This is a genomic window from Alphaproteobacteria bacterium, from assembly GCA_040218575.1.
Taxonomy (GTDB): Bacteria; Pseudomonadota; Alphaproteobacteria; order JAVJRE01; family JAVJRE01; genus JAVJRE01.
Map to the genome: position 1 here is coordinate 315892 of JAVJRE010000006.1, position 14298 is coordinate 330189.

Genomic DNA, 14298 nt, shown 5'->3' on the forward strand with positions numbered 1-14298 from the left:
GGCCGCTCCATGACCGCGACCCTTGCCCGCCCCGGGGCCCGCTGCTATACGGCCGGCGGCCCGTCTTTTCCGAACCGGACGCCAAATCTTCCGCAGGAGCCCCCGATGACCAATAGCGCCGACTATAAGGTGAAGGATATCTCGCTTGCCGAATGGGGCCGGCGGGAGATCAATATCGCCGAGACCGAGATGCCGGGCCTGATGGCGCTGCGCGAGGAGCACGCCAAGAGCCAGCCGCTGAAAGGCGCGCGTATCACCGGCTGTCTGCACATGACCATCCAGACCGCAGTGCTGATCGAGACCCTGCAGGCACTGGGCGGCGATGTGCGCTGGAGCTCATGCAACATCTATTCGACCCAGGATCATGCCGCCGCCGCCGTGGCCGCGGCCGGCGTTCCGGTCTTTGCCTGGAAAGGCATGAGCGAGGAAGAGTATTGGTGGGCCATTGACCAGACCCTGACCGGGCCGGGCGACTGGCGGCCCAACATGCTGCTGGACGATGGCGGCGACCTGACCGGCGTCATGCACGGCAAGCACCGTGACCTGATGGCCGATGTACGCGGCGTCAGCGAAGAGACCACCACCGGTGTTGCACGGCTCTATGAGATGGAGCGTCATGGCACCCTGATGTGCCCGGCAATGAACGTGAACGACTCGGTCACCAAGTCGAAGTTCGACAATATCTATGGCACCCGCGAAAGCCTGGTGGACGGCATCCGCCGTGGCACCGACGTGATGATGGCCGGCAAGGTCGCCGTGATCTGCGGCTATGGCAATGTGGGCAAGGGCTCGGCCGAGAGCCTGCGCGGCGCCGGCGCCCGTGTCACCGTGACCGAGATTGACCCGATTTGCGCCTTGCAGGCGGTGATGGACGGGTTCGAGGTCAATACCATGGACAATGTGGCCGACAAGGCGGACATCTTCGTCACCGCCACCGGCAACCGCGATGTCATCACAGTCGAACACATGCGGCGCATGAAGGATCGCGCCATCGTCTGCAACATCGGCCACTTCGACAACGAGATTGAGGTGGACGGCCTGCAGAACCTGAAGTGGGAAGAGGTCAAGCCACAGGTGGACGAGATCGAGTTCCCCGACGGCAAGCGGATCATCCTTCTGTCCAAGGGCCGGTTGGTCAATCTGGGCAACGCCACCGGCCATCCCAGCTTTGTCATGAGCGCCTCTTTCACCAATCAGGTGCTGGCCCAGATCGAGCTGTGGAACCATCCGGACTTCTACGAGAAGAAGGTCTACACCCTGCCCAAGCACCTGGACGAGAAAGTGGCGCAGCTTCACCTGGCCAAGGTGGGGGCGATCCTGACCCAACTGAGCGACGAGCAGGCCAAGTATATCGGTGTGCCGCAGGCCGGCCCCTACAAGCCGGACGCCTATCGCTACTAGACGCAAAGCCGCCACCGCTCTCACCCGCGCCTTGTCCGCATGACGGCAGCGGCCTAGACTCCGCCGCTGTGGGGGAGTCGGGAGCCAGAGAGGGGAATCATCGCTGTGCGGCCGCTGGTCGCCTGGCGGTGTTGGCGTGTCTGGCCATCCTGATCCAGGCCGGCCTGATCCAGACCGGCCTGGCCCAGACTGACCTGGCCCAGACTGACCTGGCCGGGACGGGCGGGGGCACGCTCGCCACAGGCACGGTGGCCATGGCGCCCGATGCCGCCACGCCGGCTCTGTTCGTCCTGGCCCTGAGTATTTCCGCTCTGGCCCTGGTCGGCCTGGCGGCAGTCATCGCCTGGCGAGCGCGGCGGGCCACCCGCCAGGCCATGCGTCAGGTCAGCGAAACGGACGCAGCGCGGGCCGCGGCGGAGGCGCTTGCCGGCCAGGCCGCCCTGCAGCGCGACTCCAGCGCGCGGTCTCTCGCCAATCTTGAAGCGGTCATCTCGGCCCTGCCGGAAATCGCCTGGCGGCGTGATCGCGAGCGCCGGCTGGTGTGGGTCAATACCCTGTATGCGGAAGCGGTGGAGCGGCCGGTGGCCGTGGTCCTGGCGGAGCAGATCGAGCTGGCCACGCCGGCCCAGGCCCGTGAGCTGGCGTCGCGGGCCCAGGCCACAGGCGAGCGCCAGAGCGTGACCAGCCATGTGGTGGTGGCCGGCAGCCGACGGCTGCTGGTGCTGCAGGAGTCGCCGACCGCCGATGGCGGGCTGATCGGTCTGGCCAGTGATCTGACGGACCTGGAGGAATCGCGACGCGAACTGGCCCGCCACGTGGCCTCGCATGACGAGGTTCTGGAAAATCTGGCGACCGCCATGGCGGTGTTCGACAGCCAGCAACGCCTGACTTTCTTCAACAGCGCCTTCATGCAGTTATGGCGATTCGAAGAGGCATGGCTGCGCAGTGAGCCGGGATTTTCGGAAGTCCTGGAACGCCTGCGCGAGACGCGGCAAGTGCCGGAGACAGGAGATTTCCAGCGCTATCGCCACGACCGCCAGCAGCTCTTTACATCGCTGCTGGCGCCGTATGAGGAGCTGGTGCATCTGCCGGATGAACGGACCATCCGCGAGCGCATCCTGCCGCATCCCTTTGGCGGACTGCAGTTCACCTATGAGGATGTGACTGACCGGTTGGTGCTGGAACGCTCCTACAACACGCTGATCGCGGTGCAGCGCGAAACCCTCAACAATCTGTTTGAGGCGGTGGCGGTGTTCGGCGCGGACGGCCGCCTGAAACTGCACAACGCCGCTTTTGCCCGCATGTGGAGCCTGCCGGACACGGTGCTGGAGGGAGAGCCCCATGTGAGCCGGATCGTCGCCGCCATGGGATCGCTGCTGCCGGAATCCGGCGATGCCCTTGACCGGCGCGAGAACACGCTGGTGGCCGAAATCACCAACGCTCAGGGCGGCACCGAGAGCATGACCCTGAGCGATGGCCGGATTCTGGAGGTGGCGCGGGTGGCGCTGCCCGACGGCGGCACGTTGATCAGCATGTTGGACGCCACCGACCGCCGACAGGTGGAGCGCGCGCTGCGCGAGCGCAACGAGGCGCTGGAGACCGCCGACCGCATGAAAACCGAGTTCATCGGTGGTGTCTCCTACGAGCTGCGTACGCCGCTCAACACCATCATCGGTTTCGGCGAAATACTGGACCAGGCCTATTTCGGCGAGCTCAACCCACGGCAGAAGGAATACACCACCGGCATTCTGAGCGCGTCGCGCAGCCTGAAATCGCTGATTGACGATATGCTGGACCTGGCGACCATTGATGCCGGCTATATGCAGCTATCCGTGCAGACGGTGGCGGTAGACAGTCTGCTGGACGACACCGTGGCGTTGTGTCGCCAGCGGGCGTATGCGGTAGGGCTCGACCTCGATCTGGACTGCGCACCGGATATCGGTGAAGCGGTGTGGGATGCGACGCGCATCAAACAGGCGATCTTCGGGCTTCTGAGCAACGCCATGACCTTTACCGAAGCCGGCGGCCAGATCAGCCTGGTGGCGCGCGCGGTGGCGGGCTTTCCCGACGCCACGGCCGACAATCCGCCGGACGGGGTTATTGAAATCACCGTGCACGATACCGGGATCGGTATCGCCAGCCAGGATCAGGCGCGCATATTCGGCCGCTTCGAACGGGGTGGCAGCCAGGCCGGACGGGTCGGCGCCGGCCTCGGCCTGGCTCTGGTCAAGAGCTTCATCGAAATGCATGGCGGCCGCATCGCCCTGACCAGCGCACCGGGCGAGGGCACGACGGTGACCTGTCATCTGCCGCGACGGCCGGATGTGACGACAGACCGGCGGGCCGAGGAACAGGCGGCGGAATAGGGCTTATTCGCCGCCGGGCAGACCCTGTGTGGTCGAGTATTCGAAATGCAGCGCCTGGTCGGGATGAATCAGCGACCAGATGGCATGTGCCGTCATGGCCGCTTCGGAAAAGCCACACAGGATGAGTTTCAGCTTGCCGGGGTATTGGGCGACGTCGCCGATGGCATAAACGCCGGCGCGGCTGGTTGCGCCGCTGGCCGGATCGGTGCGGATCAGATTGCGTTCGGTGGCCAGCCCCCAACCGGCAATGGCGCCAAGGTCGCTGGACAGACCGAAGAAAGGCAGCAGGACATCGGCCTCCAAAAGCCGCTCGTGGCCCTCTAGGGTGCGCACACTGACGCCCCGCAGCCGGCCACCGGCGCCGGTGAGGCCGGCAAGTTGATAGGGAATGACAAGCTCGATACGGCCGGTCTCGGCAAGCGCCTGCAACTGGGCGGCAGATTCCGGTGCCGCGCGAAAACGCGGCCGGCGATGCACCACCATCACATGGGCCGCCACGTCGGCCAGCGCCAGCGCCCAGTCCACCGCCGAATCCCCGCCACCGGCGATGACCACGCGCTTGCCGCGAAAATCCTCGCGGCGGCGAATCGCATAGAAGACGCTGGTCTTCTCATAGTCCTGAATGCCAGGCAGGGGCGGCCGGTTGGGACCGAAGGCGCCGCCGCCGGCGGCAATCACCACCGCCCGCGCGGTGATGCGGGTGCCGCGGTCGGTGGTGACGGTGAGGCGCCCGTCTCCGTCCCTGTGGTCGTCCAGAGCGGCCACGGTCTCGGCCAGATGATAGGTTGGCTGGAAGGGTCGGGCCTGTGCCTCCAGTGCTTCTACAAGCTGACCGGCATCGATCCGCGGAAAGCCCGGAATGTCGTAGATCGGCTTTTCCGGGTAGAGGGCGGTGCACTGGCCGCCCACCTCCGGCAGGGCGTCAATCACATGGCAGGACAGCTTCAGCATGCCAAGCTCGAACACCGCGAACAGGCCGGCCGGTCCGGCGCCGATGATCACCACATCGGTTTCATGGGAACGGGCCGTCCCGCCGCCAGCCGCGTCATCAGTGGCAGGCGCAGAACGTGCGGGTGTGTAGGATGGGGCCGGCATGAGGCGAAAACATCTGTCAGTGGAGGCCGGAGACGATGACGGCACGCCATCGGCGGCGGGCGCCACATTGACGCCCGCCGGTGGCCGGTTCAACCCTGTCGCCCTGGGTTCAGCCCGGCAGTGGCGGCGATGATGACGGGGGACGGCATGATCCGGCGGCGGTTGGCCGACGAGGCGGCGACGGAGCGCCTGGCCGCCGCCGTGGCCAGCGTGGCGCAGGCCGGCGACATCGTCGCCCTGTGGGGCGGCCTCGGCCTCGGCAAGACCGTCTTTGCCCGCGCCTTTATCCGCGCCCGCGCCGGCCACACCGGCACCCCGCCGCCGGCCGAAGTGCCAAGCCCCACCTTCACCCTGGTGCAGGTCTATGACATGGCGGCGGGACCGGCAGTGTGGCATTTCGATCTTTACCGTCTGCGCCAGCCGGAGGAGGCGTGGGAGCTGGGGATCGAGGACGCCTTCGCCAGCGCCATCGTCCTGATTGAGTGGCCCGAGCGGCTGGGTGATCTGCTGGCGGGGCTATCGCCGACGGCTCGCCTGGATGTGCGCCTGTGCGATGGCGGTGCTGCCACCGCACGGTGCGTCAGCCTGACCGGCCATGGCGGCTGGTCGGAGCGTCTGGCCGATCTGGCGGCCAGCACGGGAGAGGCCAGTACGGGAGCAGGCGAGCAGCAGAGGAAACCCGCATGAGCGGACCGTTGCCTGAGGGGGCGCAGCGCGAGCGGCGGCGGCAGGCGTTCGTCAGGGCGGCCGGCTGGGCGGACGCGGTGGTGGAACCGCTGACCGGCGATGCGTCGTTCCGCCGCTACTGGCGGCTTCGTCGGGGCGGCCGGTCGCTGATCCTGATGGATGCGCCGCCGGGACGGGAGAGTGCCGCCGACTTCGTGGCGGTGGCGCAGTTGCTGAGGACGGCCGGCCTGAGCGCGCCGGCGATTCACCACGCGGCGGCGGACGGTTTTCTGCTGCTGGAGGACTTTGGCGACGCCACCTTTACGCGGCTGCTTAACCAGGGCGCGGACGCCCACGACCTCTATGCCCTGGCGGTGGATGCGCTGATCGTCCTGCGCCAGCGTGTGCAGCTATCGACATTGCCGACATTGCGTCGCCTGAGCGCGCCTGTCCTGCTGGACCAGGTGGAGCTGCTGACCCAATGGTATCTGCCGCTGGCCGGCGGCGGCGTGCCTCATGAATCCGCCGCCGCCGCGTGGCGTGCCGCATGGACCGAGGTTCTGGCAGGACGACCGGCGGAGCCGGAAACCCTGGTTCTGTATGATTATCATGTGGACAATCTGATTCGTCTTACCGACCGTTCAGCGGTTGCCGCCTGCGGCCTGCTGGATTTTCAGGATGCCGTGAAGGGACCGGCCCTGTTCGATCTGGTGTCGTTGTTGCGTGACGTGCGGCGGGACGTGCCACCGGATCTGGCGCAGGCCATGCAGGCGCGCTATCGCGCCGCCTTTGCGCCAATGGGCGATGGAGATTTCGACCATGCGGCGGCGCTGTGGGCGTTGCAGCGCAACTGTCGCATTCTTGGCACCTTTGCGCGCCTGTGCGTACGCGATGGCAAGCCCGGCTATCTGGCCTTCCTGCCGCGAGTCTGGCGGCTGGTGGCGGAGGATGCCGCCCACCCGGCGCTGAGCCCGGTGCGTGAGTGGCTGGACCGCCATGTGCCGCCGCCGGCCCGACACATCACCCCGCCGGAGGCCGGCCGTGGCTGAGGGCATTGCCGTGCCGCGCCATGCCATGGTGATGGCCGCCGGACGCGGCAGCCGCATGGGCACGCTCGGCTCGACCACCGCCAAACCCATGCTGGAAGTGGCGGGAACCAGCCTGATCCACCGCTGTCTTGGCCAGATGGCCGGGGATGGGGTGGGCGAAGTGGTTGTCAATCTGCATCACCAGGCCGATGCCCTCCGCCGGCATCTGGCGGTGCTGGCCAGGCCGCGCATTACTCTGTCAGCGGAATCGACACTGCTGGACACCGGCGGCGGCGTGGTTCGGGCGCTGCCGTGGCTGGGCCCGGACCACTTCATGGTGGCCAACGGCGATGGCCTGTGGCAGGGCACACCATCGCCGTTTCAGACGCTGGCCGCAGCCTGGCGCGAGGAGGCTATGGACGCCCTGCTTCTGCTCAAGCCGCGCCACGATGTGAGGGGCGATACACGTTCAGCGGGCGACTATTTCCGTGATGACGGCGGCCGCCTGCAGCGACGCCCCGCCGTGCGCCCGGCACCCTACATGTATGCCAGCGTCACGCTTTATCATCGGCGTGCCCTGGCCGATGCACCGGACGGTGTGTTCGGCATGCGCGATCTGTGGGATCGCCTGGAACGACGCGGACGCCTGTATGGCGCAGTCTATGCGGGCGATTGGTGGCACCTGACGACGCCGGAGGATCTGGCGCGGGCCAATGACGCCCTGGCCAGCGCACCGGACAATCGGCCATGAGCGGGTCCCGGCTGACAGCGCAAGTCTACAGCATCCCGCCGGGGGCACCGTTTCTGGACGCGCTGGCTGACGGTGTGCTTGCGACCTTCGGCGGCGGCTCGCCGCTGGACCTGGCCAGGGTGCGTATCCTGCTGCCGACGCGGCGCGCCTGTCGCGATCTGGGCGACGCGTTTCTGCGGCGGCGCGGCCAGTCCCTTCTGCTTCCCGGGATATCGCCCCTGGGCGATCTGGACGAGGACGAAGCGCATTTCGACAACCCCGCTGGCGGCGGCACACTGGCAGCCGATCTGCCGCCGGCCATCGCGCCGATGGAGCGCCGGTTGCTGCTGACCCGGTTGATCCTGCAGTGGGGTGAGCGGCGTGGGCGATCCGGCAGGGACGCTGTTGGCGGACAGGGCGCGAGGGGCGCGCCGCGGGTCGACCAGGCGGCGCTGCTGGCGGATGCGCTCGGCCGGCTGCTGGATCAGGTTGCCACGGAAGAGCTGAGTTTCGACCGGCTGGCCGAGCTGGCGCCGGAGCGTTTCGCCAGCCACTGGCAACTGACGTTGGATTTTCTTCGCCTGCTGACCGAGGCTTGGCCGGCGGTGCTGGCCGAGCGTGGCCAGATGGATGCTACCAGCCGCCAGGTCGCCGGGCTTCGTCAGCAGGCGGCGCGATGGCGCGCCACGCCGCCCGACCATCCGGTCATCATTGCCGGCTCCACCGGATCGGTCCCCGCCACCCGCGCCTTGATGGGGGTAGTTGCCGGGCTGGCGCAAGGGTGCCTGGTGCTGCCGGGGCTGGACACCCACATGGACGACAATGTGTGGGCGGCGCTGGAGCCGACCCACCCGCAGTTTGGCCTGAAGGAATTGCTGGCCAGTCTGAGTGTCGCCGGCCGGCCGGCGACACGCGGGGATGTGGCGGCGTGGCCGTTGAGTGGTGATCTGGCGCCGGCCGCGCCGGAGCGCAGCCGCCTGTTGAGCCAGGCGCTGCTGCCGGCGGCCAGTGTCGGTGACTGGGAGGCGCTGCGGGCGATGGATGGCGCCTGCCTCAGCCGTGTGGTCCGGGTGGACTGCCGCACCTCGCGCGAGGAAGCCGGTGTGATTGCCCTGGCCCTGCGCGAGACGCTGGCGGTGCCGGACCAGACGGCGGCGCTGGTGACACCTGATCGCACGCTGGCGCGGCGGGTGGCGGTGGCGCTTGCGCGTTGGGATATCCAGGTGGACGATTCGGCCGGCGTGCCGCTGGCCCAGACGGTGCCGGGGGTGTTTGTCAGCCTGCTGGCCACGGCCATGAGCGAGGACATGGCGCCGGCGCCGCTGCTGGCGGTGTTGAAGCATCCGCTGGCGGCGGGTGGCGAAACGCCGGTGGTCTTTCGCGAGGCGGTGCGCCACATGGAACGTTGTGTTCTGCGCGGGCCGCGGCCGGCTCCCGGGCTGGGCGGCGTGGTGGCCTCACTCCGGCGGCTGGCCAGGCAGGCGACCGCATGGCGCAGGACCCGTGACCATGACACCCCGCGAGCGGCGCGCGATGTGGACCCGGCGGAGATGCAGGCGCTGGCCGGCCGGATGCAGCACCTGAAGGCGGCGGCCGATCCCTTCGCCCGCCTGCTGCGGCGGCGACGGGTTATGCTGGCCGATCTTCTGGACGCCCATCTGGCCCTGGCCGAGGCGCTGGCGGCCACAGACTCCGCAAATGGCGCGGCCCGTCTGTGGCACGGCGAGGCGGGGCAGGCGCTGGCCGCGTTCCTGGCCGATCTCAGAGGCCGCTCGGCTGTTCTGGGGCCAGTGTCGGGTGCCCACTACAGCCATTTGCTGGCCGCCCTGCTGGCCGGGCAGGCGGTGCGGCTGGCCGGTCGCAGCCATCCCCGACTGGCTATTCTCGGCCTGCTGGAAGCGCGGCTGGCGCGCTATGACCGAATGATTCTGGGCGGCCTCAACGAAGGCACATGGCCGGGCGAACCGGCGGCCGATCCGTGGATGAGCCGGCCCATGCGCCAGAGCTTTGGCCTGCCCGCGGCGGAGCGCCGCATCGGCCTGGCGGCGCACGACTTTACCCAGGCCTTTGCCGCACCGGATGTAATTCTGACCCGGGCCGAGCGCGTGGATGGCCAGCCGACGGTGCCGTCACGCTGGCTGACCCGGCTGGATGCGGCATTGCAGGGCGGCGGCATGGCGGACGGGCTGACAAAGGATGCCAGCGTGTGGCGCGACTGGGTGCGTCAGCTTGATGATCCGGCGCTGGCGGTGCCGGCCCTGGCCGCAGGCGAGAGCCGGCCGGCGCCGACGCCGCCGGTGGCGGCGCGGCCACGCCGCCTGTCGGTGACGGCAGTAGAGACCTGGCGCGACAATCCCTATGCGGTCTATGCCCGTTACGTGCTGCGCCTGCGGCCACTGGACCCGCTGGATGGCGAACCGGGCGCGGCCGATCGCGGCATCATCATCCACCGGGTGCTGGACCGCTTCATGGCGCGGGTCAGCGAGACCGGCTGGCCGGGCGACCCGGTGAGCATGCTGCTGGCCATGGGCGAGGACGCCTTTGCCGACCTCATGGACCGGCCCTCGGTCCGTGCCTTCTGGTGGCCGCGGTTCCGCCGGGTGGCCAACTGGTTTGCCCTCGAGGAGGGCGCGCGCCGCAGCAGCCTCAGCCAGACATGGAGCGAGGCTGAAGGCCGGCTGGTGCTGGCTGGCCCGGCCGGCGATTTCACCCTGACGGCCAGGGCCGACCGTATTGACCGGCTGTCGGACGGCACCCTGACCATCATCGACTACAAGACCGGCAGCGCGCCGTCGACGAAGAAAGTGGCGGCACTGGTGGCGCCGCAACTGCCGCTGGAGGCGACCATCGCCGAGGCCGGCGGCTTTGCCGGTGATGGCGGCCGCGGACCGGCGGCCGGACCGGTGTCGACGCTCGCCTACTGGAAGCTGACCGGTGGCGCCATGCCCGGCAGGGTTCAGACCATAGACGCGGTGCAGCATGATCTGGCGGCCCGGGCGCGGCTCATGCTGAGCCGGCGGATCGCGCTCTATGACCGGGTAGAGCAGCCCTATACGGCACGGCAAAGCCGCACCCCGGCGGCCATGGATTATGACCATCTGGCACGGCGCAAGGCATGGTTGCTGGCGCAGGACCTGGGTGATGGCCGGGATGGCACCGATAACGGCGAAAATGAGGGCGGGTCATGAGCCGCGACGGCGGCGACCATGTGGCCGAAGCCTTTCCCGGCGCGCGACGGGCCGAGGAATGGCAGAACAAGGCGGCGGAGCCGGACGCCTCGGCCTGGGTCTCCGCCTCGGCCGGCACCGGCAAGACATCGGTGCTGGTGCGGCGCCTGCAGCGGCTGCTGCTGAGCGGCGTACCGCCGGAGCGCATTCTGTGCCTGACCTATACCCGCGCCGCGGCGGCGGAGATGGCCATCCGGCTGAACGATGAGTTGCGCCGGTGGGCCACCTCTGACGGCGATACGCTGCTGGAGACGCTCAGGCTTCCGACCGGCACGGAGCCGGACGGTGAGACCTGCCGCCGCGCCCGCCAGCTCTATGCGGTGGTGGCCGATGCGCCCGGCGGCATGGCCATAGACACCTTGCATGCGTTCTGCCAGTCGCTGTTGCGCCGCTTTCCGCTGGAAGCCGGCGAAGCGCCTAACTTTGCCCTGGCCGAAGAGCGGGACCAGGCGGACCTGCTGGCCGATGCGCGTCGTGCGGTGCTGGCGCGCGAAGCGGGTATGGCGACCGCCGATGGCGATGGCGAAGAGGGTCCGTCACCGGACTCCGCTACAGGCAGCCTCGCCGCCGCACTGGACATTGTGGCGCAGCAGGTCGGTGAGGCCGACTTCGCCAATCTCATGCGCGAGCTGACGGCGCAGCGCGGACGGCTGGCTCAGTTGCTGGCGGCCGATGGCCGGGCGCGCATGACGGCCAGGCTGCGCCAGCGCCTGGGAGTGGCGGAGGAGGCGACCGCAGATCAGGTGCGGGCCATGGCCGTGGACGAGACGGCGTTTGACGGCGTCGCCCTGCGACGCGCGGCGGCGGCGTTGCTGGAAGGGTCAAAGACCGACTGCGCCGCCGGCCAGCGGATGGCCGACTGGCTGGCGGCGGGCACGGCGGAACGCATCGCCGGCCTGGCCGATTATCGCCTCGCCTTCTTTACCCAGAGCGGAACAGTCCGAAAGTCCTTCGCCACCAAGGCCACAAGCGATGGCATGCCGGACATCGTCACGGTGATGGCCGAAGAAGCCGGACGTCTGGACGCGGTGCAGACCGTTCTGAAGGGGCTTGACCTGGTGGCGGCAACCGACGCCCTGCTGGCCATCGGCGAAGCGATTGTGGGCGAGTATGAGCGACACAAGGCCATGCGCGGCCTGCTGGATTATGACGATCTGATTCTCGCCGCCCGCAATCTGCTTGACGGTGAGGGCGCGGCGGCCTGGGTGCTGTTCAAACTGGACGGCGGTATTGACCATGTGCTGATTGACGAGGCGCAGGACACCAGTCCCGATCAGTGGCGCATTATCACAGCGCTGGCCGATGAGTATTTCGCCGCCGCGGATGACGGCGAGCGCCGCCGCACCCTGTTCGCCGTAGGCGACCGCAAGCAGTCCATCTTCTCCTTTCAGGGGGCTGACCCGGACGCCTTCGACGCCATGCACCGGCGCTTTCATGATCGTGCCAAGGCGATCGACAAGCCCTGGCATGAAGTGCCCCTGACCATCTCGTTCCGCTCCACCGTGCCGGTGCTGCGCGCGGTGGACGCGGTGTTCGCCCAGGCGCGAGCGGCTGAGGGTGTGGTGGAGGGCGTAGTGGAGGACGGGCGGGATGGTGCGGGTCGGCTGCGTCACGAGGCCTCGCGCATCGGTCAGGCCGGGCTGGTGGAGGTGTGGCCGGCGGTGCCGCCGGCCGATGACAGCGCCGACCAGGCTGTCACGGACAGTGGCGATGATGAGGCGGTCGGCGATGGTGGCGACACCGCAGACGGCGTGGTGGAGGACTCGCCCAATACCGCGGTGCGCCTGGCCTGGGCCATTGCCGGGCGCGTTGCCCGCTGGCTGCGCGACGGGGAGCATCTGGAGTCGCGGGGCCGCCGGCTGCGCGCCGGCGACATCATGGTGCTGGTGCAGCGTCGCACCATTTTTGTCGAGGAACTGATTCGCGCGCTGCGCACTCTGGACGTGCCAGTGGCCGGCAGCGACCGGCTGGTGCTTACCGACCACCTGGCGGTGATGGATCTGATGGCGCTGGGTCATTTCCTGCTGATGCCGGACGACGACATGACTCTGGCGACGGTGCTGAAGGGTCCGTTCGGTGGCCTCGACGACAGCCAGTTGTTCGATCTGGCCTGGGACCGTGGCGGCGAAAGCCTGTGGCGCCGGCTGGCGACGGCGGCACACCGCGCGGACGACCAGTCCACGGCGTTCGGCCAGGCACACGAGCGGCTGGCCCGCTTGCTGGGCATGGCGGACTTCCGCCGGCCTTATGAATTGTTCGCCGCCGCCCTGGCGCCGCCGCCGGGCGCGCGCCATGCGGCCAGTGGACGGCAGCGCCTGCTGGCCCGCCTGGGGCCCGACGCGGCAGACGCCATTGATGAATTTATGAGTCTGGCGCTGGCCTATGAACGCGGCCATCCGCCGTCGCTGCAGGGCTTTCTGCACTGGCTGGCGGCGGGCGGTGCGGAGGTGCGCCGGGACATGGAGCGGGCCGTGGACGCGGTGCGTGTGATGACGGTGCATGGCGCCAAGGGGTTGCAGGCGCCGGTGGTGTTCATGGCCGAGACCCTGCAGTCGTCGCGGGCCTCGCCCAATCTTCTGTGGTGGATGGACGGCGACCTGCCGGATCTGGTGTGGGCGCCACGGCGGGACATGGAGACGGCGGCGGTGACCCTGGCGCGGGCGGCGGCCGACCGCAACCAGAGGCGCGAGTCGCGCCGCCTGCTCTATGTGGCCATGACGCGGGCGGCGGACCGCTTGTATGTCTGTGGCTATCAGACGGCGCGTCAGCCGGTGAACTCCTGGTACGAACTGGTCCGTGACGGTATGGCGGGGCTGGCGGATGTGGCGACGGTAGAGATGGACTTCGCGGCCGACCTGGCGCCGGCGGCATTGCCGGGTTTGCAGCCATGGTCAGGTCCGGGCCTCAGGCTCCATGTGGCACAGACGGCGGCGGCGGAAGCAGAATCGGAGCGGCCGGCCGGCGTGCGGCGCGCGCTGCCGGACTGGGCGCGGCAGGCGGCGCAGACGCCAGTGCAACCGCCTGTCCCGCTGACCCCGTCCGGTGACTATGGCTCAGGCGATGATCTGCCGGCGGATCAGCCGGAAGCGGAAGCCACCAGCCCGCAGGGCGCGCAGGCCATGGCCTTTGAGCGCGGTCACCTGGTCCATCGTCTGCTCGAGCTGTTGCCGGCGGTGCCGCCGGCGGCGCGATCAGCCCGCGCCCTTGCCTGGCTGGCGGCGACGGCCGAACGGATGACGCCGACGATGCGGCAAGAACTGGTGAAGGAAGTCATCGGCGTTCTTGAGCACCCGGCAACCGCCCCGTTGTTCGGCGGCGAGGGCATGGCCGAGGCGCCGGTGGTGGGGATGGTGGACAGCCGCGCCGGTCGGCGCGCAGTCAGCGGCCGGATTGACCGCCTGGCGGTGTTGTCGGACCGCGTCATCATTGCCGACTATAAGAGCGGAACCCCGCCGCCGGCGGGCATCGCCATACCACCGGCCTACACCCGGCAGATGGCCTTGTATCGCGCTGTTCTGGCACCACTTTTTCCTGACAGGCCAGTCGATTGCGCGGTGATCTGGACCTTTGGCCCGAGGGTCGACTGGCTGTCGCCGGAAGAGATGGAGGCGGCCTTGCCTTGACCCGGCAGGGGCTGCTTCCTAGATTCAAACACAATTGATCTGTGACAGGGACGTCGGCCAGGCCGGCGTCATTTGTCTTTCAGACGCCGCATACCGGATGGAACGCACCGCGCGGGACATACCGGGCGGAACACAAGCGTCGCACATGCCGACGCGACAGAC

Annotated in this window: 8 protein-coding genes; 7 read left to right on the top strand and 1 reads right to left on the bottom strand. The window is 68.7% G+C overall.

The genetic code is table 11. From position 1 onward, the window contains the following. Nucleotides 1-105: 105 nt before the first annotated feature. Nucleotides 106-1401: an adenosylhomocysteinase gene (ahcY, locus tag RIE31_09135; protein MEQ8640753.1), complete on the top strand. Its 1296-nt coding sequence runs from the start codon at nt 106-108 to the stop codon at nt 1399-1401. 68 nt (nt 1402-1469) lie between these two features. After that, nucleotides 1470-3767, top strand: a complete 2298-nt coding sequence (locus RIE31_09140) for a PAS-domain containing protein (GenBank protein ID MEQ8640754.1) — start codon at nt 1470-1472, stop codon at nt 3765-3767. Between the two features lie 3 nt (nt 3768-3770). Here the strand turns inward: RIE31_09140 and RIE31_09145 are convergent, their stop codons facing one another. Then, nucleotides 3771-4772, bottom strand: coding sequence for an NAD(P)/FAD-dependent oxidoreductase (locus RIE31_09145; GenBank protein ID MEQ8640755.1), 1002 nt, complete (start codon nt 4770-4772; stop codon nt 3771-3773). A 219-nt stretch (nt 4773-4991) separates the two neighbouring features. Between RIE31_09145 and tsaE the strand changes: the two genes are divergently transcribed. Genes tsaE through addA form a run of 5 tightly spaced genes read left to right on the top strand, consistent with a single transcriptional unit; the run spans nt 4992 to nt 14136 of the window. Beyond that, the gene (tsaE, locus tag RIE31_09150) at nt 4992-5549 is read left to right on the top strand and encodes a tRNA (adenosine(37)-N6)-threonylcarbamoyltransferase complex ATPase subunit type 1 TsaE (protein ID MEQ8640756.1); all 558 of its coding nucleotides are present in this window, start codon (nt 4992-4994) and stop codon (nt 5547-5549) included. Beyond that, nucleotides 5546-6577, top strand: a complete 1032-nt coding sequence (locus RIE31_09155; GenBank protein ID MEQ8640757.1) for a phosphotransferase — start codon at nt 5546-5548, stop codon at nt 6575-6577. Before tsaE ends, RIE31_09155 begins: the two co-directional genes overlap by 4 nt. After that, nucleotides 6570-7307: a nucleotidyltransferase family protein gene (locus RIE31_09160; protein MEQ8640758.1), complete on the top strand. Its 738-nt coding sequence runs from the start codon at nt 6570-6572 to the stop codon at nt 7305-7307. Before RIE31_09155 ends, RIE31_09160 begins: the two co-directional genes overlap by 8 nt. Next, nucleotides 7304-10474, top strand: a complete 3171-nt coding sequence (gene addB, locus RIE31_09165; GenBank protein MEQ8640759.1) for a double-strand break repair protein AddB — start codon at nt 7304-7306, stop codon at nt 10472-10474. The genes RIE31_09160 and addB overlap by 4 nt, the downstream gene beginning before the upstream one ends. Beyond that, on the top strand, nt 10471-14136 hold the full coding sequence (gene addA / locus RIE31_09170) for a double-strand break repair helicase AddA (GenBank protein ID MEQ8640760.1): 3666 nt from the start codon (nt 10471-10473) through the stop codon (nt 14134-14136). The genes addB and addA overlap by 4 nt, the downstream gene beginning before the upstream one ends. Nucleotides 14137-14298 lie beyond the last annotated feature (162 nt).

Coding starts and splice junctions, on each gene's coding strand:
- addA (MEQ8640760.1), top strand. CDS start 10,471: ATGAGCCGCGACGGCGGCGACCATGTGGCCGAAGCCTTTCCCGGCGCG.
- ahcY (MEQ8640753.1), top strand. CDS start 106: ATGACCAATAGCGCCGACTATAAGGTGAAGGATATCTCGCTTGCCGAA.
- RIE31_09155 (MEQ8640757.1), top strand. CDS start 5,546: ATGAGCGGACCGTTGCCTGAGGGGGCGCAGCGCGAGCGGCGGCGGCAG.
- addB (MEQ8640759.1), top strand. CDS start 7,304: ATGAGCGGGTCCCGGCTGACAGCGCAAGTCTACAGCATCCCGCCGGGG.
- tsaE (MEQ8640756.1), top strand. CDS start 4,992: ATGATGACGGGGGACGGCATGATCCGGCGGCGGTTGGCCGACGAGGCG.